This is a genomic window from Pseudomonas putida (genome assembly GCF_002906855.1).
GTDB classification, from domain to species: Bacteria; Pseudomonadota; Gammaproteobacteria; order Pseudomonadales; family Pseudomonadaceae; genus Aquipseudomonas; species Aquipseudomonas putida_N.
In genome coordinates, this window is sequence record NZ_MINI01000028.1 from 1,351,480 (window position 1) to 1,374,414 (window position 22,935).

Annotated in this window: 18 protein-coding genes; 15 read left to right on the top strand and 3 right to left on the bottom strand. The window is 60.4% G+C overall.

What is annotated here, in order from left to right; translation table 11 throughout:
• Positions 1-49: 49 nt before the first annotated feature.
• On the bottom strand, positions 50-364 hold the full coding sequence (gene flgM / locus BGP85_RS06660; protein ID WP_103446461.1) for a flagellar biosynthesis anti-sigma factor FlgM: 315 nt from the start codon (positions 362-364) through the stop codon (positions 50-52).
• Between the two features lie 151 nt (positions 365-515).
• Positions 516-1,268, bottom strand: a complete 753-nt coding sequence (gene flgA, locus BGP85_RS06665; RefSeq protein WP_103446462.1) for a flagellar basal body P-ring formation chaperone FlgA — start codon at positions 1,266-1,268, stop codon at positions 516-518.
• A gap of 78 nt (positions 1,269-1,346) precedes the next feature.
• Between flgA and BGP85_RS06670 the strand changes: the two genes are divergently transcribed.
• The 15 genes from BGP85_RS06670 (at position 1,347) to BGP85_RS06740 (ending at position 19,076) form a co-directional block, all read left to right on the top strand.
• Positions 1,347-2,276, top strand: a complete 930-nt coding sequence (locus BGP85_RS06670) for a chemotaxis protein CheV (RefSeq protein ID WP_103446463.1) — start codon at positions 1,347-1,349, stop codon at positions 2,274-2,276.
• 51 nt (positions 2,277-2,327) lie between these two features.
• A complete protein-coding gene (cheR, locus tag BGP85_RS06675) occupies positions 2,328-3,155 on the top strand; it encodes a protein-glutamate O-methyltransferase CheR (protein WP_103446464.1) in 828 nt (275 codons plus the stop codon).
• A 587-nt stretch (positions 3,156-3,742) separates the two neighbouring features.
• A complete protein-coding gene (flgB, locus tag BGP85_RS06680) occupies positions 3,743-4,150 on the top strand; it encodes a flagellar basal body rod protein FlgB (RefSeq protein ID WP_103446465.1) in 408 nt (135 codons plus the stop codon).
• Positions 4,151-4,153: 3 nt separating this feature from the next.
• A complete protein-coding gene (gene flgC, locus BGP85_RS06685; RefSeq protein WP_027921143.1) occupies positions 4,154-4,597 on the top strand; it encodes a flagellar basal body rod protein FlgC in 444 nt (147 codons plus the stop codon).
• A gap of 15 nt (positions 4,598-4,612) precedes the next feature.
• Complete coding sequence (gene flgD, locus BGP85_RS06690) at positions 4,613-5,329, top strand: flagellar hook assembly protein FlgD (protein ID WP_103446466.1); 717 nt, start codon at positions 4,613-4,615, stop codon at positions 5,327-5,329.
• A 27-nt stretch (positions 5,330-5,356) separates the two neighbouring features.
• The gene (flgE, locus tag BGP85_RS06695; RefSeq protein ID WP_103446467.1) at positions 5,357-6,715 is read left to right on the top strand and encodes a flagellar hook protein FlgE; all 1,359 of its coding nucleotides are present in this window, start codon (positions 5,357-5,359) and stop codon (positions 6,713-6,715) included.
• A 72-nt stretch (positions 6,716-6,787) separates the two neighbouring features.
• Positions 6,788-6,973: a hypothetical protein gene (locus tag BGP85_RS06700; protein ID WP_103446468.1), complete on the top strand. Its 186-nt coding sequence runs from the start codon at positions 6,788-6,790 to the stop codon at positions 6,971-6,973.
• Positions 6,974-7,165: 192 nt separating this feature from the next.
• Positions 7,166-7,906 (top strand): flagellar basal-body rod protein FlgF, encoded by a 741-nt coding sequence (flgF, locus tag BGP85_RS06705; RefSeq protein WP_103448216.1) that lies wholly within the window; start codon positions 7,166-7,168, stop codon positions 7,904-7,906.
• A 47-nt stretch (positions 7,907-7,953) separates the two neighbouring features.
• Complete coding sequence (gene flgG, locus BGP85_RS06710) at positions 7,954-8,739, top strand: flagellar basal-body rod protein FlgG (protein ID WP_027921148.1); 786 nt, start codon at positions 7,954-7,956, stop codon at positions 8,737-8,739.
• A 46-nt stretch (positions 8,740-8,785) separates the two neighbouring features.
• On the top strand, positions 8,786-9,481 hold the full coding sequence (gene flgH / locus BGP85_RS06715) for a flagellar basal body L-ring protein FlgH (RefSeq protein ID WP_103446469.1): 696 nt from the start codon (positions 8,786-8,788) through the stop codon (positions 9,479-9,481).
• Between the two features lie 12 nt (positions 9,482-9,493).
• On the top strand, positions 9,494-10,603 hold the full coding sequence (locus BGP85_RS06720) for a flagellar basal body P-ring protein FlgI (protein WP_103448217.1): 1,110 nt from the start codon (positions 9,494-9,496) through the stop codon (positions 10,601-10,603).
• An 11-nt stretch (positions 10,604-10,614) separates the two neighbouring features.
• Positions 10,615-11,781 carry a flagellar assembly peptidoglycan hydrolase FlgJ gene (gene flgJ, locus BGP85_RS06725; protein WP_103446470.1) on the top strand — a complete coding sequence of 389 codons (1,167 nt, stop codon included), beginning with the start codon at positions 10,615-10,617 and terminating at the stop codon, positions 11,779-11,781.
• A gap of 12 nt (positions 11,782-11,793) precedes the next feature.
• Positions 11,794-13,827 (top strand): flagellar hook-associated protein FlgK, encoded by a 2,034-nt coding sequence (gene flgK / locus BGP85_RS06730; protein WP_103446471.1) that lies wholly within the window; start codon positions 11,794-11,796, stop codon positions 13,825-13,827.
• Positions 13,828-13,840: 13 nt separating this feature from the next.
• The gene (locus BGP85_RS06735) at positions 13,841-15,424 is read left to right on the top strand and encodes a flagellar hook-associated protein 3 (RefSeq protein WP_103446472.1); all 1,584 of its coding nucleotides are present in this window, start codon (positions 13,841-13,843) and stop codon (positions 15,422-15,424) included.
• Positions 15,425-15,509: 85 nt separating this feature from the next.
• Positions 15,510-19,076 (top strand): glycosyltransferase, encoded by a 3,567-nt coding sequence (locus BGP85_RS06740; RefSeq protein ID WP_103446473.1) that lies wholly within the window; start codon positions 15,510-15,512, stop codon positions 19,074-19,076.
• Between the two features lie 76 nt (positions 19,077-19,152).
• Here BGP85_RS06740 and BGP85_RS06745 read toward each other — a convergent pair whose 3' ends face one another.
• On the bottom strand, positions 19,153-22,611 hold the full coding sequence (locus BGP85_RS06745) for a glycosyltransferase (protein ID WP_103446474.1): 3,459 nt from the start codon (positions 22,609-22,611) through the stop codon (positions 19,153-19,155).
• Positions 22,612-22,935 lie beyond the last annotated feature (324 nt).

The following is a 22,935-nucleotide window of genomic DNA, read 5'->3' on the forward strand; positions in this document are numbered from 1 at the left end:
GCTAACTCTTGGCTTTACATAGCGTCCGTGAAGTCAGCGCGACGAACGGTCAGCGCTGGGCTTCGAAATCGAGCAGTTTGCTGGCGACACGGCCGGCATCGACCTGGTAGCTGCCGTCTGCGATCGCCTGTTTCAACTGCGCCACGCGGGCACTGTTGACGACGGGCTGGTCGCGCAGCTTGTCGCTGACCTTTTGCAACTGCTGGGCCTCTTGGCTGAGGTGTACCGCTTCTCCGCTGGCGCTGGCGCTTTTTGGCACTTCTTGGGTTTCGCCGGTTTTTTCGGCGTTGCCGGACGTGGCGTTGCCACGAACGCCGCCCGTGATGGACGGAGAGTTATTCAAACGACTGAAGTCGATGACCATGATCAGAAACCTCTGGGTATTTGGACGCTTGCCTTGTTTTCGGCCAACCCGAAAGAAACTTTAGGCACAAATGCTTAGCCGCCTGTCAGCAAGCTCGCGAACCCGTTTCTGGCACAGTTTAGGAAAAGCAGTTGCACACCGCCAGCGCAATCTACATGGCGACCTCAACCTGACCGGGGCCAGTGACCCGGGCCTTGACCACTCGCTGCGAATTGAGGTTGCGCACGCGGATCTGCTCGCCTTGGCCGCCCTTGGTCAAGGCTTCGCCCGGCATGCGCACGCTCAAGGGGCCGCTGCGTGCGGTGATCACCACATGGTCGCCCTTGCGCACCACCTCGGCTTGCTCCAGGTGCTGTGCCGTGAGCACCTGGTCCAGCACCGTCGGTCGCACCATCTTCATGCCCACCGCCTGGTCGAGGTCGGTAAGGAAGCCCTGGGTCAGCGTACCGACGTCGCGCTCGCGCAGGGCCACGTCATTTTCGCCAACGACGTTGTCGCGCTTGAGCGGGCGGGTCACCACCACCACGTCGCGGAACAGCTTCACCGTTGCCGGCACGAAGATGGTCCACGGTGCGCTACCGTCACAGCGCACCCGTACGGTCACCCGGCCCAGCGGCTGCGCCGGGCTCTCCAGCGAGGCGTCCAGCTGCTGGCTGCACAGCGGCATGCGCAGGCGTGGGTCGAGCGGGTTGACCTGGATTTCGTAGCGCCCAGGGGTCTGGGTGGTGGCCAGGTAGTCCTCGACACTGAATTCAAGAAACCCTTGGGTGACACCGATAAGCTGTTCAGGCAAGGTAACCGCGTCCGCCAGCGTGCGAACGCCGGGTGCCAGCAGGCACAGCACGGCGAGCGTGCCGCTCAGCAGGTGCGTCAGTCGTCGGAAATTTGTCGTTTTCGTGTACATGGCGCTCAAAAAAGCAAAGCCCGTGCCGACTTGGTGACTACGTGGCACCAAAAAGGCAGATCGCATAAGGAGTCAGGCATGGCGGGGGTAATGGATTCAGTCAACCAGCGCACGCAGCTGGTTGGGCAGAATCGCCTGGAGTTGCTGCTGTTCCGTCTCAACGGGGCGCAGCTTTACGGCATCAACGTGTTCAAGGTTCGCGAAGTGCTGCAGTGCCCGGAGCTGACCGTGCTGCCCAAGTCGCACCCGGTGGTGCGAGGCGTGGCCAACATTCGCGGGGCGACCATCCCGATCCTCGACCTGTCGATGGCGACCGGGCTGCCGGGGTTGCAGGAAGAAACGCGTAACAGTTTCGTGATCATCACCGAGTACAACACCAAGACTCAGGGCTTTCTGGTGCACTCGGTCGAGCGCATCGTCAACATGAACTGGGAAGAGATTCATCCGCCACCCAAGGGCACGGGTCGCGACCACTACCTGACCGCCGTCACCCGGGTCGACAACCGTATGGTCGAGATCATCGACGTGGAGAAGGTGCTGGCCGAAGTGGCGCCGTCGTCCGAGTCGGTGTCTGCCGGCGTGGTCGATGCCGAGGTGCAGGACAAGGCCACGCTGCTGCGGGTGCTGACTGTCGACGATTCGTCGGTAGCGCGCAAGCAGGTCAGCCGCTGCCTGCAGACGGTAGGTGTGGACGTTGTGGCGCTCAACGATGGCCGACAGGCCCTGGACTACCTGCGCAAGCTGGTCGACGAGGGCAAGAAGCCGGAGGAAGAGTTCCTGATGATGATTTCCGACATTGAAATGCCGGAAATGGACGGCTATACGCTTACCGCAGAGATCCGCAGCGACCCGCGTATGCAAAAATTGCACATCTGCCTGCATACTTCGTTGTCCGGAGTGTTCAACCAGGCGATGGTCAAGAAGGTCGGGGCCGATGACTTCCTGGCCAAGTTCAAGCCGGACGACCTGGCCCAGCGCGTGGTCGACCGGATCAAGGCAGCGCATTGAAGCAGCCGGGGGCATGCTCCCGGCACCAGTGATTGAAAAGAGGCGGCAGTAGTGTCTACGGGTAATTTGGAGTTCGAACAGTTCAGGGTCTTCCTGGAAAAAGCCTGTGGCATCCTGCTGGGCGAGAATAAGCAGTACCTGGTTTCCAGCCGTCTCAACAAGCTGATGGAACAGCAGGGCATCAAGAGCCTGGGCGAGCTGGTGCAGCGCATCCAGACCCAGCCGCGGGGCGGCCTGCGCGAACAGGTGGTGGATGCGATGACCACCAACGAGACCCTGTGGTTTCGCGATACCTATCCGTTCGAAGTGCTGAAGAACAAGGTTATTCCCGAATTCATCAGGAACAACCCCGGGCAGCGCCTGCGCATGTGGTCGGCAGCCTGTTCGTCGGGCCAGGAGCCGTACTCGATCTCGATGGCCATCGATGAGTTCGAGCGCAGCAACCTGGGCCAGTTGAAGATGGGCGCGCAGATCGTTGCCACCGACCTGTCCGGCTCGATGCTGACCAATTGCAAGACCGGTGAGTACGACAGCCTGGCGATTGCCCGTGGCCTGTCCCAGGAGCGCCTGCAGCGTTATTTCGACACCAAGGCGCCGGGGCGCTGGGCGGTCAAGCCGGCCATCCGCAGCCGTGTCGAGTTCCGGTCGTTCAACCTGCTCGACAGCTATGCGAGCCTGGGCAAGTTCGACATCGTGTTCTGCCGCAATGTGCTGATCTACTTCTCGGCACAGGTGAAGAAGGACATCCTGCTGCGTATCCACAGCACCCTGAAGCCCGGGGGCTACCTGTTCCTCGGTGCCTCGGAGGCGTTGAACGGGTTGCCGGACCACTATCAGATGGTCCAGTGCAGCCCGGGGATCATCTACCAGGCCAAGTGACCGAATAGGGCCGGCAGCGAAAGTTGCCGGCCTTTTTTTGAGCGCTCGCCACAGCATTTTTTAACGTCGGTGAGATCGAGCGCCGCCCGCGCAGCGCATCGCGAGCTTTGCTCGCTCCTACGTTTGTTTCGGGCCAATTATTTCTGTGGGATTTGCGCGCGTAGCCTTGGCGCATGACGCGATATCGCGTCGTACCAACAAGGCGGTCGCGCGCGCCCGTCACAGGCATTACTGTCCCGAAACAAACGTAGGAGCGAGCAAAGCTCGCGATGCGCCGCGCGGGCGGCGCTCGATCTGTGCATCAACTCAGAACACGAGACAAGCACCTGGCAGCCCTCACCCAATCTCCCGGCAAGAAAGGGCAAGGTCAGGAAAATACTGACGTCAATTTTTTGTTTTGCCGCTTCTGCCACCCTGCAATTGCCGCTTTCGCTTCGCCAGGCGGAAGCACTTTGCCGCTTTTCTGGCATCGCGCCATCAGCCTTCGGTGCTACGCCCCAGCATTTCCGGGGTTTCGAGAATGTGGCACAGCCCTTGCTATACCTTGCTCAACGATATTCCGGCCAACCTTCGAAGGTTTTCCCGACATGAGCATCAGTTTCGACAAGGCGCTTGGCATTCACGAAAAGGCACTGGGCTTCCGCGCCCAGCGCGCCGAAGTGCTGGCCAACAACATCGCCAACGCCGACACGCCCAACTACAAGGCGCGTGACATGGACTTCTCTTCGGTGCTCGCCGCCGAGAGCCAGAAGCAGCAAAGCGGCCGCTTCGCCATGGACCGTACCAATAGCCGCCACATCGAGGCCGAAGGCCTGGCGATGGCTGACGACTCGCTGCAGTACCGCGTGCCCACCCAGCCGTCGATCGACCAGAACACCGTGGACGCCCAGATCGAGCAATCGAACTACACGGAAAACGCCATCGGCTTCCAGGCCAGCTTCACCTTGCTCAACAGTAAATTCAAAGGGCTGGTTTCGGCCCTGCGCGGAGAGTAATTCATGTCCCTTTCCAGTGTTTTCAACATTGCCGGCAGCGGCATGAGCGCGCAGAACACCCGCCTCAACACCGTTGCCTCGAACATCGCCAACGCCGAAACCGTGTCGTCGAGCATCGACCAGACCTACCGTGCGCGCCACCCGGTGTTCGCCACCACCTTTCAGAACGCGCAGAGCGGTGTCAGCCAGTCGCTGTTCGAGGACCAGGGCGAGGCGGGGCAGGGCGTGCAGGTCAAGGGCATCGTCGAAGACCAGAGCAATCTGGAGGCGCGCTACGAGCCGAATCACCCGGCGGCGAACAAGGACGGCTACGTCTACTACCCGAACGTCAACGTGGTCGAGGAGATGGCTGACATGATCTCCGCCAGCCGTGCGTTCCAGACCAACGCCGAGCTGATGAACACCGCCAAGAACATGATGCAGAAAGTTCTGACCCTGGGTCAGTGATAAGGAAGCCGGACCATGGCCATCGATACCTCCACTACCGGTGTCAATCTCAACGACGTCCTCGCGGCGTCCGGTGTCAGCACTGGCACTACCAAGAAGACCACCACCGATACCGCGTCCCAGACCGGCAACAGCTCGCTGGGCAAAGATGCGTTCCTGCAGCTGCTGGTTACCCAGATGCAGCACCAGAACCCACTCGACCCGCAGGACAACGGCGAGTTCGTGGCCCAGTTGGCGCAGTTCAGCAGCCTTGAGGGCATCACCTCGCTGAATGAGTCGGTCACCAACATTACCAGTGCCATGGCCTCGTCCCAGGCGCTGCAGGCGTCGTCGCTGGTCGGCCGCTCGGTGATCGTGCAGAACGACAAGGCTGTGGTCGACACCGCCGACAGCTTCAATGGCCAGTTCGTCGTGCCGCAGGCCATCGACGGGGCGAAGATCTCCGTCAAGGACAAGGACGGCAACACCGTCAAGACCATCGAGGTGGGCGAGCAGAAAGCCGGCTATGCCGACTTCATCTGGGATGGCACCAACTCGAGCGGTGCCAAGGTCGACCCAGGCACCTACACCTTCACTGCCAGCACCACCGTGGATGGCAAGTCGGTGCAGATGAACACCCTGCTGCCGGCCAAGGTCACCAGCGTCAGCTTCAACACCACGGGCGAGATGGTGCTCAACCTCGCCGGGGTCGGCAAGGTTTCCCTGTCCGACGTACAAACCATCGGTATCTAAGGCCAGAACGGCACAAGGAGCAACAGCATGTCTTTCAATATCGGCCTTAGCGGTCTGTACGCAGCCAACAAGCAGCTGGACGTTACCGGCAACAACATTGCCAACGTCAACACCACCGGTTTCAAGTCGTCGCGCGCCGAGTTCGCCGACGTCTACGCCGGCGCCAACCGCCTGGGCGTGGGCAAGAACCAGGTCGGCAACGGTGTGCGCCTGGCCGCAGTTTCCCAGCAGTTCACCCAGGGTGACGTGAACAACACCGGCAACGTGCTGGACATGGGGATCCAGGGTCAGGGTTACTTCGTGCTGTCCGACAACGGCTCGATGGTCTACACCCGTGCCGGTGCCTTCCAGACCAGCAAGGACAACTATGTCGTCACCTCCGATGGCCTGCGCCTGCAGGGCTATGCTGCCGACAGCAGCGGCAACATCAAGAAAGGTGTGCTGACCGATCTGCAGATCGACACCTCGGCGCTGCAGCCAAAGGCCACCAGCCTGATCGACCAGGGCATCAACCTGAACTCCTCGGCCGCGTCGATCCCGCTGCCGTCGACGCCGCCGGTTGCCGGTGACATCGTGTTCGACCCGACAGACGATACCACGTATACCAAGTCGTTCCCGACCAAGGTCTACGACAGTCAGGGTAACGAGCACACCATGGAGCAGTTCTACCGCAAGACCGACACCAACCAGTGGACGATGTACACCCTGGTAGATGGTCGCAACCCGATGGACCCGACTTCCACGGCGCCGCTGCAAGCGACCATGACCTTCAATACCGACGGTAGCGTGGCGTCCATGGCTACCGACCCGGCCAGCATTCCGCCGGGTGCTCCGGCCAACGCCGAATGGGCGGTGACCAACAATACCTTCACCCTCAAGGGCTGGGTCCCGGCCGCCAAGGACGCTGCAGGCAACTGGGCCTCCAACGGTTCGGCGGAGAACACCGACGGCATGAAGCTGTCGATGAACAGCACCACCTCGTACAACACTGAGACCGCGCGCATGTCGCAGTCCCAGGACGGTTATGCCACCGGCATCCTGTCGAGCCTGAGCATCGACTCCACTGGCGTGATGTTCGCCAGCTTCAGCAACCAGCAGTCGCGTGCCATTGGCCAGGTAGCCCTGGCCAGCTTCGCCAACGATCAAGGCCTGCAGCAGATCGGTGGCACCCGCTGGACCGAGACCTACTCCTCGGGCATTCCGGGTATCGATACGCCGAAGACCGGTACCCTGGGCAGCGTCGAGTCCAACTCGCTGGAAAACTCCAACGTCAACCTGACGCAAGAGCTGGTCGAGCTGATCAAGGCGCAGAGCAACTACCAGGCGAACGCCAAGACCATCTCTACCGAAAGCACCATCATGCAGACCATCATTCAGATGACCTGATGGTTGCTGGCTGAGCATGCGTGGACTGACCCCTTTCCTGTAAAGGGGTCAGTCGCATTTGCAGGAGGGTTGATGAAAAGGCTGGTTGTCACGTTGATTGCCGCTTTCTGCCTGTACCAGGCCCACGCCGGCACCGCGCCCTGGTGGCGCTGGGAGAGCCAGGTGGATGGCCGCCTGGTGTGCTCGCAATGGCCTCCGGGTGAGGGCTGGAAGAAATTCGCTGGTCCATTCACCAATGGCGGTTGCCGCGAGCCTTGATGAGGCCGGTACAGGATTGCCGCCATCGGCAACCCGGCGCCGGATAACCGGCGGCATCCCAATCGCGAAACCCCGAAAAAGCCCGTATTCACGGGCTTTTTCATGAATTCGAAAAGTTGGTTCGGAACTTGCTTTAGAGCCTGCACAGCAACGGCGAGCGGCAAACGATCGTCAGTGCAGCGGAGGATGACTGTGGACAAGATGCTTTACGTGGCCATGACCGGCGCCAGCCAGAACGCGCTGGCGCAGAAGGCCCACGCCAACAACCTGGCGAACGTTTCCACCAACGGGTTCCAGCGCGACCTGGAACAGGCGCGCTCGATGCCGGTGTTTGGTGACAGCTTTCCGTCACGGGCGTTTGCCATGACCGAACGCCCGGCCACCGACTTCAGCGAAGGGCCGATGGTCGAGACCGGGCGTGAGCTGGACGTGGCCGTGAGCGGGCAGGGCTTCATCGCCGTGCAGGCGCCGGATGGCAGCGAAGCCTACGTGCGCACCGGCAGCCTGAACATCGACGCCCTCGGCGTGCTGCGCGCCGGCAATGGCATGCCGGTGATCGGCAACGGTGGCCCGATCGCCATTCCGCCAGAGCAGAAAGTCGAAGTCGGTGCCGACGGCACCATCAGCATTCGCTCGATGGGTGAAGACCCGCGAGTGATGGCCGAGGTCGACCGCATCAAGCTGGTCAACCCGGACATCAAGAGCATGACCAAGGGCCTGGACGGGCTGATCCACACCCAGAACGGCCAGCCGGCTCCCGCTGACGTCAATGTGCGGGTGGTGTCGGGCTTCCTCGAAGGCAGCAACGTCAACGCCGTGGAAGAAATGACTTCGGTGCTGGCGCTGTCCCGCCAGTTCGAGCTGCACGTGAAAATGATGAACGCGGCCAAGGAAGGCGATGAAGCCATGGCGCGTGTTTTGCAAATCGGCTAACCAACTTTGAACGGGTGCCGTAAAACAGGCGCACGAGGAGAATACTGATGCTTCCGGCTCTTTGGGTCGCTAAAACCGGCCTGTCCGCCCAGGACACCAACCTGACCGTCATTTCCAACAACCTGGCCAACGTCTCGACCACCGGCTTCAAGCGTGATCGTGCCGAGTTCGCCGATCTGCTGTACCAGATCAAGCGTCAGCCAGGCGCGCAGTCGACCCAGGACAGCGAGCTGCCGTCGGGCCTGCAGGTCGGTACCGGTGTGCGTATTGTCGGCACCCAGAAGAACTTCCAGACCGGCAGCCTGCAGACCACCGAAAACCCGCTGGACATGGCGGTCAACGGCCGTGGCTTCTTCCAGGTGCTGCAGCCGGACGGCACGGTCTCGTACACCCGTGACGGTACCTTCCACCTGAACTCCGATGGCCAGATCGTCACCGCCCAAGGCTTTGCCCTGGAGCCGGCGATCGTGGTGCCGAACGACGCCCAGACCTTCACCGTCGGCCAGGACGGCACCGTGTCGATCACCACCGCCGGCAACCCGGCAGCACAGGTTATCGGCAACCTGCAGACCGCTGACTTCATCAACCCGGCCGGCCTGCAGGCGATCGGTGACAACCTGTTCCTGGAAACCGCCGCCAGTGGCGCGCCACAGGTCGGTACCCCAGGCCTGAACGGCTTCGGCACCACCCTGCAGCAGACCCTGGAAAACTCCAACGTCAGCACCGTGGAAGAGCTGGTGAACATGATCACCACCCAGCGCGCCTATGAGATGAACTCCAAGGTCATCTCCACCGCCGACCAGATGCTGTCGTTCGTGACTCAACAGCTCTAAAGCCCTAGTGCAGGTTCTACTCCCGTTACACCGTGAGGTAAGTGTCATGAAGCGTCTGTTGTCTGTGTTCGCCCTGGGGGGGGCGGTTGTGTTGGCAGGTTGCGTCGCGCCGACGCCCAAGCCGAACGACCCGTATTACGCGCCGGTTCTGCCGCGCACCCCGCTTCCGGCGGCAGCCAACAACGGTTCGATCTACCAGGCTGGTTTCGAGCAGGGCCTGTACACCGACCGCAAAGCGTTCCGCGTGGGTGACATCATCACCATCACCCTCAACGAACGCACGTCGGCAAGCAAGAACGCAGGTTCCCAGATCCAGAAGAACAGCAAGGCCGACATCGGCCTGACCTCGCTGTTCGGCTCCACCCCCAACACCAACAACCCGTTCGGCAGCGGCGACCTGTCGCTGGAAGCGGGTTACAGCGGTGACCGCACCACCAAGGGCGACAGCAAGGCCACCCAGGGCAACACCCTGACCGGCTCTATCACCGTCACCGTGGCCGAAGTGCTGCCCAACGGCATCATCGCCGTGCGCGGCGAAAAGTGGATGACCCTGAACACCGGTGAAGAGCTGGTGCGTATCGCCGGCCTGATCCGTGCTGACGACATCGCCACCGACAACACCGTGCCGTCCACCCGCGTGGCCGATGCGCGCATCACCTATTCGGGCACCGGCTCGTTCGCCGACGCCAGCCAGCCGGGTTGGCTGGACCGCTTCTTCATGAGCCCGCTTTGGCCCTTCTGAGTACGGATGAACATGTTCAACCTTAGGCAGCTGATAGCCGCGACCCTGCTCCTGTCCTGCGCGTTCGGTGCCCACGCCGAGCGCCTCAAGGACATTGCCAGCATCTCCGGCGTGCGTTCCAACCAGTTGATCGGCTATGGCCTGGTGGTCGGGCTCAATGGTACGGGTGACCAGACCACCCAGACGCCATTCACCCTGCAGACCTTCAACAACATGCTGTCGCAGTTCGGCATCAAGGTGCCGCCAGGCTCCGGCAACGTGCAGTTGAAGAACGTCGCCGCGGTCTCGGTGCATGCCGACCTGCCGGCGTTCGCCAAGCCGGGCCAGGTGGTGGACATCACCGTTTCATCGATCGGCAACTCGAAAAGCCTGCGCGGCGGCAGCCTGCTGATGACCCCGCTCAAGGGTATCGACGGCAACGTCTACGCCATCGCCCAGGGCAACCTGGTGGTCGGCGGCTTCGATGCCGAAGGCCGTGACGGCTCGAAGATCACCGTCAACGTTCCGTCGGCCGGCCGTATTCCTGGCGGCGCCTCGGTCGAGCGTGCCGTGCCGAGCGGCTTCAACCAGGGCAACAGCCTGACACTGAACCTCAATCGCCCGGACTTCACCACCGCCAAGCGCATCGTCGACAAGGTCAATGATCTACTCGGCCCTGGCGTGGCCCAGGCCGTGGACGGTGGCTCGGTGCGGGTCACCGCGCCGATGGACCCGAGCCAGCGGGTCGACTACCTGTCGATTCTCGAGAACCTCGAGATCGACCCGGGCCAGGCCGTCGCCAAGGTCATCATCAACTCGCGTACCGGTACCATCGTCATCGGTCAGAACGTCAAGGTCTCGCCAGCGGCGGTGACCCACGGCAGCTTGACCGTGACCATTACCGAAGACCCCATCGTCAGCCAGCCGGGGCCGTTCTCCAATGGCCAGACGGCGGTGGTTCCGCGGTCGCGGGTCAACGCCGAGCAGGAAGCCAAGCCGATGTTCAAGTTCGGCCCGGGCACCACGCTGGATGAGATCGTCCGCGCGGTGAACCAGGTGGGCGCGGCGCCCGGCGACCTGATGGCCATCCTCGAAGCACTGAAACAGGCCGGCGCCTTGCAGGCCGACCTGATCGTGATCTGAGGACGCAGCGGATGAATTCGAAAAGCCTGGTCTCCAGTCACGCTGACAGCGGTGCCTATACCGACCTCAACCGCCTGAGCTCGCTCAAGCACGGTGACCGCGACAGCGACGCCAACGTGCGCAAGGTGGCTCAGGAGTTCGAGTCGCTGTTCATCAGCGAGATGCTCAAGGCCTCGCGCAAGGCCAGCGACGTGCTGGCCGATGACAACCCGATGAACAGCGAGACGGTCAAGCAGTACCGCGACATGTACGACCAGCAGCTGGCCGTGAGCATGTCCCGCGAGGGTGGCGGTATCGGCCTGCAGGACGTGCTGGTGCGCCAGCTCTCAAAGAACAAGAGCACCCCGGTCAACACCAGCCCGTTTCCGCGTGTCGATGGCAGCGCGCCGACGCTGTGGGGCAACAAGGTGGCCGACCCGGTGCAGGCGACGCAAACCACGGCCACGCGCAACGACGTCGCCGCGCTCAACTCGCGGCGCCTGGCGCTGCCGGGCAAGCTCACTGACCGCCTGCTGGCCGGCATCGTGCCTTCGGCCACCAGCCCGGCTGCGGCCACCAATACCGCCGCCGTGCCGGCCCGTGACGGGCAACAGCTGGCCAAGGCCATCGCCATCCCGGACAACGGCCTGCGCATCACTGGCCGCGCGGTGGCGCAGCCGCCGCTGGCGCCGAAGAAGGCCTTTGCCGACAGCGACGAATTCGTCGCCACCATGCTGCCGATGGCCGAGCAGGCCGCCAAGCGCATTGGTGTCGATCCGCGTTACCTGGTGGCCCAGGCCGCCCTGGAAACCGGCTGGGGCAAATCGGTCATGCGCAACAGTGACGGCAGCAGCAGCCACAACCTGTTCGGCATCAAGGCCAGCAGTAATTGGGAAGGCGATTCGGCGCGGGCGATCACCAGCGAATTCCGCGACGGCCAGTTCGTCAAGGAGACGGCGGCGTTCCGTTCCTACGATTCGTACCAGGACAGTTTCCACGACCTGGTAAGCCTGCTGCAGAGCAATTCGCGCTATCAAGATGCGGTGAAGTCGGCCGATAACCCAGAACAATTCGTGCGGGAACTGCAAAAGGCCGGGTACGCCACCGACCCGAACTACGCCAGCAAGATCTCGCAGATCGCAAGACAGATGAAGTCGTACGAGAGCTACGCAATGCTCGGTACCACAACGAAACTTTAAGGGTATGGAACCATGGCGAGTCTGATCAATATTGGCATGTCGGGGCTTGGCGCCGCGCAGTCGGGGATGTACACCCTCGGTAACAACATCGCCAACGCCGATGTCGAGAGCTACTCGCGCCAGCAGAACGTGCAGAAGACCAAGGGCGGCCAGCAGGTCGGCCAGGTGTTCATCGGCTCCGGTACCACCCTGGCTGACGTGCGCCGGGTGTACAACGCGTTCCTCGAGAACCAGTTGCGTACCACCACCTCGCTGAATAGCGACGCCACCTCGTACCTGAATCAGATCACCCCGCTGGACACTGCCCTGTCGAGCAGCGACACCGGCATCACTGCCGCGCTGCAGAGCTTCTTCAGTGCCATGCAGGATGCTGCCGCCAAGCCGACCGAGGACGCCTCGCGCCAGCTGCTGCTGACCAGCGCCCAGTCCCTGGCCAAGCGTTTCAATACCCTGTCGGCGCAGCTCAACCAGCAGAACAGTGATATCAACGCCAACATGGCGTCGATTGCCGACAAGGTCAACGCGCTGACCAAGTCGATTGCCGACCTCAACGGCCAGATCTCCAAGATGACCGCTGTCAACGGCCAGCCCAACGACCTGCTCGACCAGCGCGATGGCGCGGTGCGCGAGTTGTCGTCGCTGATCGGTGCCGACGTGGTCGAGCAGAAGAACGGCAACTACGACATCTACCTGAAGAACGGCCAGGCCCTGGTGCTGGGCAACACTACCCAGACCATCGGCGTGGAGCCGAGCGCCACCGACCCGACCCGCATGAGCCTGGTCCTCAATCGCGGCTCGACCAAGATGGACATCACCAACAGCACCACCGGTGGTGAACTGGGCGGCTTGATCCGCTACCGCAAGGAAACCCTCGACCCGGCGCTCAACGAGCTTGGCCGCGTGGCCCTGGTGGTGGCCGATGCCATCAACAGCCAGCTGGCCCAGGGTATCGACAAGAACGGTGACTTCGGTGCCACCCTGTTCGGCGATATCAACAGCGCCGCGGCCATCGCCCAGCGCAGTGTCGCCAAGACTGGCAACAGTGCAGGCTCCGGCAACCTCGATGTGACTATCAAGGACACCGGCAAGCTGACCACCAGCGATTACCAGGTGACCTTCAACAGCGACAAGCAGTACACCGTGCGCAAGCTGCCTGATGGCACCGACATGGGTACCTACAGCCTCGACGACGACCCTGCGCCAGTGATCGACGGTTTCACCCTGTCGCTCAACGGTGGTGCCCTGAGCGCCGGTGACAGCTTCAAGATCACCCCGACACGCAATGCCGCAGCGAATATCGACACCGTGCTGACCGACCCCAAGCGCCTGGCGCTGGCCGCGCCGCTGACCGCCACCAGCGGTTCGGGCAACAAAGGCACTGGCGTGATCACCCAGCCGACGCTGACCTCCGAGATGGACATCTACGATGCCACCCAGCGCTCGCAGCTGCAGACCGGCCTGAAGTACTCGACCCCGGTCAAGCTGGTGTTCGGTGACGACGGCAGCTCGCCACAGGCGTACACCATGTACGACGCCAAGGGCAACAACATCGGCAGTGGCACGATCATCCCCGGCCAGGAGAACAAGCTGCAACTGTCGGTGCCGATGGTCGATGGCAGCGGCAACTCGCTGGGCAGCAGTTTCACCTTCGAGATGAGCGTCTCAGGCGCGCCGAAGAATGGCGACAGCTACACCGTCGCGCTGACCGGCGCGGGCTCGGCAGACAACCGCAACAGCCAGTCGGTGATCGACCTGCAGACCAAGTCCACGGTCGAGGTGGGTGCTGACGGCAAGGGCATCAGCTTCACCGACGCCTACGCCAAGCTTGTGTCCAACGTCGGCGGCAAGGCCGGCCAGGCGCAGATGGACAGCGACGCCACCACCGCCCTGCACACCTCGGCGCTGGATGCGCGTAACGGCGTGTCAGGTGTCTCGATCGACGAAGAGACCGGCAACCTGATCAAGTTCCAGCAGTACTACACCGCGTCGTCGCAGATCATCAAGGCGGCCCAGGAAACCTTCGCCACCCTGATCAACAGTCTTTAAGGAGCCGTAGATCGTGAGCGTACGCATCTCTACTTCGCAGTTCTATAACACCAACAGCGCCAACTATCAGAGCAACTTTGCCAAGACCGTGCAGACACAGCAGGAGGCCAGTGATGGCATTCGTGTGCGCTCGGCCAAGGATGACCCGGTAGGGGCGGCGCGGTTGTTGCAGCTGGAGCAGCAGCAGAACATGCTGAGGCAGTACAGCACCAATACTGTGAATGTGCGTAATGCGCTGGGCACTGCCGAAAGCACCTTGAACTCTATCGGCAATATTTTGCAGCGGGTCAATGAGCTGGCGGTGAGTTCTGGCAACGGTGCATTCACCGACTCCGATCGCAAGGCCAACGCCGATGAGCTGGCGTCGCTCGAAGACCAGCTGTTCTCGCTGATGAACAGCAAGGACGAGAACGGCAAGTACCTGTTCTCGGGCTCCAAGGGCGATACTCAGCCCTATGTGCGTAACGCCGATGGCACATACAGTTATCAGGGCGACCAGGGCAAGTTGAACCTGCAGGTGGGTGACATGCTGAGCCTGGCCGCGAATGAAACCGGCTACGATGCGTTCGAGCAGGCGCTTAATACCAGCCGCAGTCAGACCAGTATGACGGCACCCCCTGTCGACGATGGTCGCGTCAGCCTGTCCAATGGCCAGGTATCGGGCAGTTCGACCTACAACGACCGCTTCCGCAGCGGGGAGCCGTACAGCATCGAATTCACCAGCAGCACCGAGTACAAGATCCTGGATGCCAGCGGCAATGATGTGACGCTCGAGGCCAGCCAGGGTGGCAAGTTCGATCCCAATTCTGACAACAGCACGATCAGCTTCCGGGGTGTCGAGCTGCGTCTGGACATCACCTTCAAGGATGGCGACAAGGGCAATGAAGATGCTGTGATTGCCGGGCATACGTTTACCTTGAGCTCCAGGGCGGATGAAGTGTCGGGCACCCGCAGCCCTGGCAACACCTCGTCGGAGCAGGTCACAGGCGCGACGATCACCGACCAGGCGGCCTACCAGGCGGCATTCCCTTCAGGTGGTGCTGTGCTCAAGTTCACCAGCGCCAGCACGTTCGAGCTGTACGCAACGCCGGTCACTGCCAATAGCCGTCCTGTGGCGTCTGGCGCACTCGGCGGGGCGAATGGCACTACCGCGACTGCGGCCGGTGTTAGTTTCGAGCTGTCGGGGGCGCCCAGTGCGGGTGATTCGTTTGCGGTCAAGGTCGATACCCATCAGACCCAAAACCCGCTGGACACCATCAGCAAGCTTCGTACAGCGTTGAGCACGCCGCAGGACAACGATCCGGTCGCCCGGCAGAACTTCCTGGCTGCGCTGGATTCGGCCGGGGGGAACATCATCAGCGCGATCAATCAGGTATCGTCGTCGGTCAGTGCCATTGGTGGTCGCGGCCAGGCGTTGGACGTTCAGTCGGAGACCAACGAGGCGCTGAGTACCGAGAACGCCAAGACACAGAGCTCGATTCGTGAAAGCGACCCGGCTGAAGTGATGCTGCGTCTGCAGATGCAGACCAACATGTTGCAAGCTTCGTTGCAGGCATACGCCAAGGTTGCCGGGTTGTCGCTGGTCAACTACATCTGAGCTTCCCTTCTGCTTCAACCTCTTCTTCTGCCTTACCACGCCAGAGCGCCCGATCTGGCGTGGTACCTCCCCCCAAGGCCCAAATGTGAACGCACAACCTCTCGTCAGTATTGTCATACCTGCTTTCAATCCTCGCTTCTTCGCCATGGCGCTGCAAAGTGCAGTGGGGCAAACCTACGAGAATCTCGAAGTGATCGTGTGCGACGACAGCGAAGGTGACGAGATCGAAGGGATCGTTCAGTCGGTGCAGGAGCAGAGCGGAAGGTCGGTGCGTTATATTCGCAACCCGCATTGCCTGGGTTTTGTTAGTAACGTGCTAAAGGCCGTGCAGGCAGCAGATGGCGAATGGGTGAAGGTCCTTTGCGACGATGATCGACTTATGCCGCTGTGCGTGGCACGTCAGGCTCAGATATTGGCAGAGCATTCGGATGTCAGCTTGGTGCTCGCTCAGCGCATGTTTGCCGACGAAAATAACTATGTGCTTCCCATGCGTCTGGCTAACGCGCGCTTCGTCAATTCTGATTGCATATTCAACGGCAGCGATGTGTTGTCGGTGCTCAACGATCATCCAGCCAATTTTTTAGGCAACTTGTCTTCAGCTTTGATGCGACGAGACCAGGCACTCAGTTTGCTCGGCGTGTTGGCTCAGGGTGATCTGGGATTTGTGGCAATACTGGACCTGGCCCTTTTCTGCTGTCTGATGCGGGCTGGGCATCTGGTCCTGATCAGTGATGTATTGCTCATCGAGCGCTTGCACGCCGAGCGCCTGAGTAAGCAGCCAGCCGTGCAGGCCACGGTCGGTCTGGAATGGGGTTGGCTGCGGCAAATGCTGAAGGTACGCGGGGGCGAGGCAGCGCCAGCACAAGGCTGGGTGCGCTACAGGCAATTGGCTGGCGTATCCGAAGGGTCGAGTGAGTGGAAGGAAATCAATCTGGTGTTGGTGGTGGGCAACTGGCAGAACACCATGGAACGTCGCATTGGAAGCGCCAGTGAAAGTTATGCGGACCTCTATCGGGAATGGATCGCCGAGCGTCAGCTTAGTGCAGCCCAGATACAGCTGCTTCCTCGCACGTTGGAGACGTGTGCGAGCGTGCCCAGGATCGGCGTTCTGGTGCTGGATCCCGATGGCAATGTGGATGAACTGGGCCATACCTTGCGCAGCATTCAGGTGCAGCACTACTGCGCGCAGCATTGTGTAGTCCTGTCCAGTGCCGAGTGCTCCGAATGGCCGGGTGTAACTCGGTATGAGCTGGCAGTTGACTGGGTCACACAACTCAATCAGGTCGTTTTGGCGTTGGACGATTGCGACTGGGTTTATCTTCTGCAGGCAGGTGACAGGCTTGTAGATTCGAACTTGTTGCTTTTGGCAGAGCGTATCGCCGTGTTGCCAGGACTTGCCTGTATATACAGCGATGAAGACTCATGGGTCGATGGCGAGCCGATTGAGCCGATATTCAAACCCGACTTCAACATCGATCTGATGCGCAGCTATCCCTACACGGGGCGCACGTTGGCCTTCGATCGTGCCGAAATGATCGCGGCTGGTGGTCTGGACGCCCGTTTCGCCGATCTTGCCCCACATGATCTGCTTTGGCGCCTGGTTGAAAACAAGGGCCCGCAGGTCGTGGAGCATGTTGCGGAAATTCAGGTGCACTCCAGTTTCGGGTTTGCTCAGTGGCTATCGAAGGATGCGGTCATCGCGCAGAGTGAACGCGTTGCCAGCGAGCACCTTCATCGCCTGGGTATCAATCATCGGGTGCGCCACGATGAGTTGGCCCTGCTCAACCGAATCGATTACCAGCATGCCGATCAGCCTCTGGTCACGCTTGTGGTGCCCTGCAATCAGTGCCTGGATGTGCTTCAGCGCTGCGTCATGTCTGTGATGGAGCTCACAGCCTATCCTCGCTACGAGTTGCTTCTGGTCGCGTCTGGCGATCTGGAGCCAGACTTGGAAAGCTGGCTTCAGGCGATGGAGGAGGTCGGTGGGGCGATGCTTCGAGTGCTACGTCTTGCCGGCGATCCTGGTGTCGCGTCTATGGTCAACGAGGCATTCGCTGTCGCGCGGGGCGAATACCTGCTGATGCTGTCGGCAGGCCTGCAAGTCTGCGAGGGTCAGTGGTTGGGTGAAATGCTCAATCATGCTCAGCGTCCGGAAGTGGCAATCGTGGGTGCCAAGGTATTGGACGTTCATGAGCGAGTTGTGCACGCTGGATTGGTATTGGGTGGCAGCGGTGGAGTGGGGCTGGTTTGTGCGGGCGACGATGGCCAGAGTCGTGGCTACCTGCAACGGCTGCAGGTTGTTCAGAACTGGACGGCGGTGGCGGGTGATTGCCTGATGGTGCGCAAGTCTGTTTTCGAATCTCTGGGCGGTTTGGATGTTGCGCAATTCTCCAGCGGCCTGGGCGAAGTTGATCTGTGTTTACGCTCCAGAACTCAAGGGTATCTGGTCGTCTGGACGCCGCACGCGTGCCTGCGGGCTATCGGGGCTGTCGGCGCTGAGCCGCATGCCAATGCGCCGCTTGCGCAGCAGTCGGAATTCTTCGAGCGTTGGCGATCACTGATTGTCCGCGATCCTGCCTACAATCCCAACCTCGGGCTTGGGCGCATAAACTTCAGCCTCGACCCTAGCTCGCAAGGCAGCTGGGATCCCTTCTGTGCACGGACGCTTCCGTCGGTTCTTGCCTTGCCGGTCAATGCTTCGGCTGTAGGCGGATACAGAGTGATTGAGCCTTTCTATAACCTTGAGGCTGCCGGGCGTGTTGTCGGACGCGTTTCCTATGAGGTGCCAGGGACCATCCAGCTCGAACGCATGAACCCCGATATCATTGTGGTGCAACTGCGGCATAACGAAGAAGGCGTTCGGGACATCGAGCGCCTAGCCAAGTATTCCGATGCGCGGCGCATCTATGAAATCGACGACTATGTGCTGAAAGCACCGAAAAAAAACAAGCATGCCCGCAACAAGCCGGCGGACATAGAGAAGCATCTGCGCCGGGCCATCGGCCTCTGCGATCGGGTCGTGGTTACCACCCAGGCGCTGGCCGATGCCTTGGCATCGATGCATAGTGATTTCCGGGTTGTGCCAAACATGCTCAACGCGCAGGTCTGGAGCGGCCTTCAGAGCAAAAGGGCGATTGGGCCGAAACCAAGGGTAGGGTGGGGGGGTGGCACCAGCCACAGTGGTGATCTGGAAATCATAGCCGAAACTGTTCGGCAGCTCGCGAATGAAGTTCATTGGGTGTTCTTCGGCATGTGCCCTGATGAGTTACGGCCGTACATACATGAATTCCATCCGCTGGTTAATTTGGCCGACTACCCGGCGAAGCTTGCGAGCTTGAACCTCGACCTAGCCTTGGCGCCGCTGGAATTCCATATTTTCAACGACTGCAAGAGCAACCTGCGTCTGCTGGAGTATGGCGCGTGTGGTTACCCGGTGATCTGCACTGATACCGAGGCTTACCGGGGATCACTGCCTTGCACTCGCGTTTACAGCAATAGCACTGAAGAATGGGTCGAAGCCATTCGGTCGCACTTGGCCGATCCAGCAGCGAGCTACCGTATGGGTGATGAGTTGCACGCTGCCGTGATGCGTGACTATGTCTTGCGTGGTGAAAACCTGAAGCGCTGGGAGTGGGGCTGGCTGGCGGATTGACCCGCGTCGAACAGGGGGCGGTCGAATTGAAGGCCCCTGCAGCAGTTTGATGAGAGTGCCGCAGGGGATAGGTTTTTTACGCAGGCAACCAGGCCTTCTTCCACGCTTCTAAAATGTGCCCCTTCAATAGCCATTCGCTCCGAACGATAGCTTGCAGGTATTGGCCCAGCTGTGCGGATGCAACTTTGTCGTTCAAGTGCATTCGTATGGCATTGATCCATGCCTCGCTGTTATTGACGGCAGGGGTTGTGGGAAGGTTGTCGCTCAATGTATCCAGCTTGCTGCGGATCACTGGGTAGCCGCAGGCACCATATTCCAATACTTGCAGATTACTTCTGCAAAGGTTGGCCGGATTGTCCGCCCGCGGCGCAAGTGCCAAATCCAGGTTTAATTGCGCAAGCTTCTGGGGGCGCTGCTGCAAGTTCGGTTCATCGTGAATCTCATGTACATAGCGGCGCAACTCGGCAGGGCACGCGCCCATGATGACCCACTCCACTTCCTGCGCAAGCGCCTTGATCACATCCGACACGATGCGTAGATCGGTCGCTGAGCGTGCGTCGCCTGCCCATCCGATACGAGGGCGTTGGCCTGCATCACGGGTGCTTGCCAATGCACCCCATAAGTCGCCAGGCAAACGACTGGGCACAATGATGAGCTCGGTATCGGTGCTCCCTATCGCGTCAGCGAAACTTTCGGTGGCTACCAGTATTCGGTCGGCGAAGGGTAGTGCGCGGTGGACGTAGCGAATGAAGGTTTGCAAGTCACTTTCGGCGTGAGTAAGGCCGAGCGCAGGATGGTCTCCAAGGTCCAGGATTTTATATGAATATGAAAGATGATTGATTTGCTGCAGTGCGTCCAGCGACGCATTGGCGGGACCGTATTGGACGATAATGCTGTCCGGGCGAAGCCTTTCCAGCTCGCAAGGTTGCAGGAACACTTGGGATGTAACACCTTCGATGAGGCCGCTTGACGTCATGGCCAGCATTGGCTCGGTCACGCGCAAATGACGATTTTCAGTGTTGTCCAGGGGGTATGCGAGAACGGTTGGAAGAGGCTTCCATGATGATAGCGGGCGCCAGGACAGCGCGTTGTCGGCCAGGCCGAAGCCCCCGGCACTTGCGAGTGATAGGTTTGGATTGTAGGCAGGGTCGCGGGCGAGAGTAGGTAGCCATTTCTGGTACATGGCAATGTCATCATCAGCGTCAGGCGGCGCTTTCCGATTCGCCGTCGAAAGCAGTAATGCATTGGAGGCCCACACATTAAGATAGCCGGCATCCCTAATCCTCAAGCACAGATCGACATCAAAGTAGCGAGTTGATTGTCCCGGGTCGATGCCATTGATCTGGTCGAGTGTTTCGCGGGCGATCATCAGGCAGTCTTTGCTGAGCGCACTATAGTTTTGATCCACCTGCAAGCGTTGCAAGTATCCCGGCGAGTCCATGAACTCACCTGCGAATGCAGGTCCGGCCACACCATTTAGACCAAGAATCAGGCCAGCCTGCACCACAGCGCCTTCAGGCGATACCAACTTGGGGCCTACGGCACCGACTTCCGGGCGTTGGGCATGATTCAACAGTTCGTCAAGCCAGTCTTCCTTTATGACCACTGTTTCAGGGGAAAGCAGCAACAGGTAGCTACCGTTGGCGTGACCTGCGGCGTAATCGAGCGCGGCGGGCGCCGTCATCGTGGACGGTGGATTGATGACCAGGAGCCTGGCTTCTGCGAGGTCTTCAAGTGCGCGCAGCCATGCGCTGATATCCCTTGCCTCCGGGTTATCGCGGATCAGCAGAAGCTCGAAGTGACTGTATCGGGTCTTTTCCAGGACGCTGTCTATACAGCGTTGCAAATGGCCGAGGTCGTCACCCGCAAGCACCAGGATCGACACTAGCGGTTGCGAGGTATGGCCATAGCTTATGCGGTACTGGCCATTGTGCTCGAACCTGGCGTTAGCGTGTTCATACCCGCGTGAGGACAAGTGCTGAAGAATGGCGTGTTTTTCACCGGCCAGCTCTCGAATGGGTGGCGAGTCCGTTTTCAGAAGTACTTCGGGGATATGGCCTAGTCCCTGGAGTCCTGCGGCAGTAATCAACCGTAATACCAGCTCGAACTCAGGGTTTTCACTGCACTGGGAATCGAAGCCACCCGTTTCTATCAGCGCGCCTCGCCTGAAGAGCCAGTGGCGGCCCATTACCGACGGGAGGCTCAGCAGGTAGTCCAGGTTGAAGTCGGGTCTGAGGCCGGGGCCCTGGCTGCCATCCGCCTGGCGATAGATGAGGTCGAAGTACAGTGCGCGGCAGTCCGGGGCATTCAACAATTCCAGGCCGCTGAGCAGTAGTCCGCTAGCGATGATCTCATCGCCAGCGTGGATCAGGCCCAGCCAGTCGAAATCCGCCTCGGCGATTGATTGGTTGAGTGTCTCAAGCCAGTTTTCGCGGGTTACCTGCACGGCGATGTCGTGATAGCGCTCGGCTACGGCACTCGATGTCGACATGACCAGAGCGATTACGTGAGGATATTGGGCCTTGGCGAGTTGCAGCGACTCCAGTGTCACTGCCAGCTTGATCAGGTCGCCCTCCAGGTCGATCACGGCAATCGCGAAGCTAGGTGCTGGCGGGTGGGCAGCCAGGTGAGCACTGGCCAGTTCACGCTGTGCAGGCGTAAATGTGCGGCGTTCCAGCCAGCCTGCCAGGTGCTGGCCAGGGGTGAAGGTTGTATCGAGATGGCGGAGCATGGCCGCTCTGCCTCGGTGGACGGTGTCATTGTCCTGGACCGGGTGGCGGTCATAAAGCTGTCGATAGAGCGCGGGGTAGAAGTTTTTCACTGACTCGGATCGGCGCGTGGCATCAATCTTGGCGCTTCGCATCCGAACTTCGACCGTTTCCCGAGGGATATGGCGAAAGTTGGCGTGCCGAGTGAGGTGCATCAGGAAGTCCCAGTCTTCCAGGCCCTTGAGGTTTTCGTCAAACCCGTCGAACAGTGCCAGCAGTCGACGAGGAAATGCGAAGGTATTTACCGGTATGTAGTTGTTGGTAAGCAGCCGGTCTCTGGAATACTCACCATGCGTGTAGCGCTGCTCCCGATGCCGCTCGACTCGTTTGCCGTCGACAAGCTCTTCGATGATGAAGATGGCATCGCTGTAAATGATCTCGTCGGGATGTTGTTCAATGGCCTGCGCAAGCGTTTCGAGATGGTTTGGTAGGAACAGGTCGTCATCATCCAGATAAACAATGTATTGACCTTGGGCCAGGCGATGGGCTGTGTTTCGAGCCGCTGCAGGCCCGCGATTATGCGCCTGGCGTATATACATGATGGGGAATGGCAGCTCGACCAGCGACGATTCGACCGGGCAGCCCTTGTCATTCACCAGAAGCGCTTCGAAGTCAGCAAATGTCTGCCGGGAAAGGCTGTTGAGCGCGTCGGCTAGCAGGTTGGGCCTGTTGAAGGTGGTGATAATCACTGAAAACAGTGGTGTCGAGTCACATCGGCTCGCTGCCGAGTCGTCGCAGGATGTGGATAGCTGCATCAGGTCGCTCATGTGAATGCCCAAGGCCAGTCGATGATTAAGTTAGCAGTACGCATGGTGACGCTTCCAAGGTGGGCGTCTGCTAGCGCAGTCGCTGAGACGGTGGTTCGAGAATTCCCGGGGGTGAGATTGAAAGCCACCCTGTATTGACGCGAAACTCGGCTGAAGCAAGAAGAATGCCACTGGTTTCTGGCTTCAAGCGGCATTGGCGCGATACTTAATAGCTGATTTTGCCATTGAGCGTGCAGTCGTGACTTGGCAGTCGAAACGTGCATCTCTAATCTATTGAGATTAAGAGGGTGCTGGGATGGCGCGGCTAGCGACCGGTTGTCGAAG

Excerpts from the sequence above, each read along its gene's own strand:
- flgM (WP_103446461.1), bottom strand. The coding sequence starts at position 364 with ATGGTCATCGACTTCAGTCGTTTGAATAACTCTCCGTCCATCACGGGC.
- flgA (WP_103446462.1), bottom strand. The coding sequence starts at position 1,268 with ATGTACACGAAAACGACAAATTTCCGACGACTGACGCACCTGCTGAGC.
- BGP85_RS06670 (WP_103446463.1), top strand. The coding sequence starts at position 1,347 with ATGGCGGGGGTAATGGATTCAGTCAACCAGCGCACGCAGCTGGTTGGG.
- flgB (WP_103446465.1), top strand. The coding sequence starts at position 3,743 with ATGAGCATCAGTTTCGACAAGGCGCTTGGCATTCACGAAAAGGCACTG.
- flgC (WP_027921143.1), top strand. The coding sequence starts at position 4,154 with ATGTCCCTTTCCAGTGTTTTCAACATTGCCGGCAGCGGCATGAGCGCG.
- flgD (WP_103446466.1), top strand. The coding sequence starts at position 4,613 with ATGGCCATCGATACCTCCACTACCGGTGTCAATCTCAACGACGTCCTC.
- flgE (WP_103446467.1), top strand. The coding sequence starts at position 5,357 with ATGTCTTTCAATATCGGCCTTAGCGGTCTGTACGCAGCCAACAAGCAG.
- BGP85_RS06700 (WP_103446468.1), top strand. The coding sequence starts at position 6,788 with ATGAAAAGGCTGGTTGTCACGTTGATTGCCGCTTTCTGCCTGTACCAG.
- flgG (WP_027921148.1), top strand. The coding sequence starts at position 7,954 with ATGCTTCCGGCTCTTTGGGTCGCTAAAACCGGCCTGTCCGCCCAGGAC.
- flgH (WP_103446469.1), top strand. The coding sequence starts at position 8,786 with ATGAAGCGTCTGTTGTCTGTGTTCGCCCTGGGGGGGGCGGTTGTGTTG.
- BGP85_RS06720 (WP_103448217.1), top strand. The coding sequence starts at position 9,494 with ATGTTCAACCTTAGGCAGCTGATAGCCGCGACCCTGCTCCTGTCCTGC.
- flgJ (WP_103446470.1), top strand. The coding sequence starts at position 10,615 with ATGAATTCGAAAAGCCTGGTCTCCAGTCACGCTGACAGCGGTGCCTAT.
- flgK (WP_103446471.1), top strand. The coding sequence starts at position 11,794 with ATGGCGAGTCTGATCAATATTGGCATGTCGGGGCTTGGCGCCGCGCAG.
- BGP85_RS06745 (WP_103446474.1), bottom strand. The coding sequence starts at position 22,611 with ATGAGCGACCTGATGCAGCTATCCACATCCTGCGACGACTCGGCAGCG.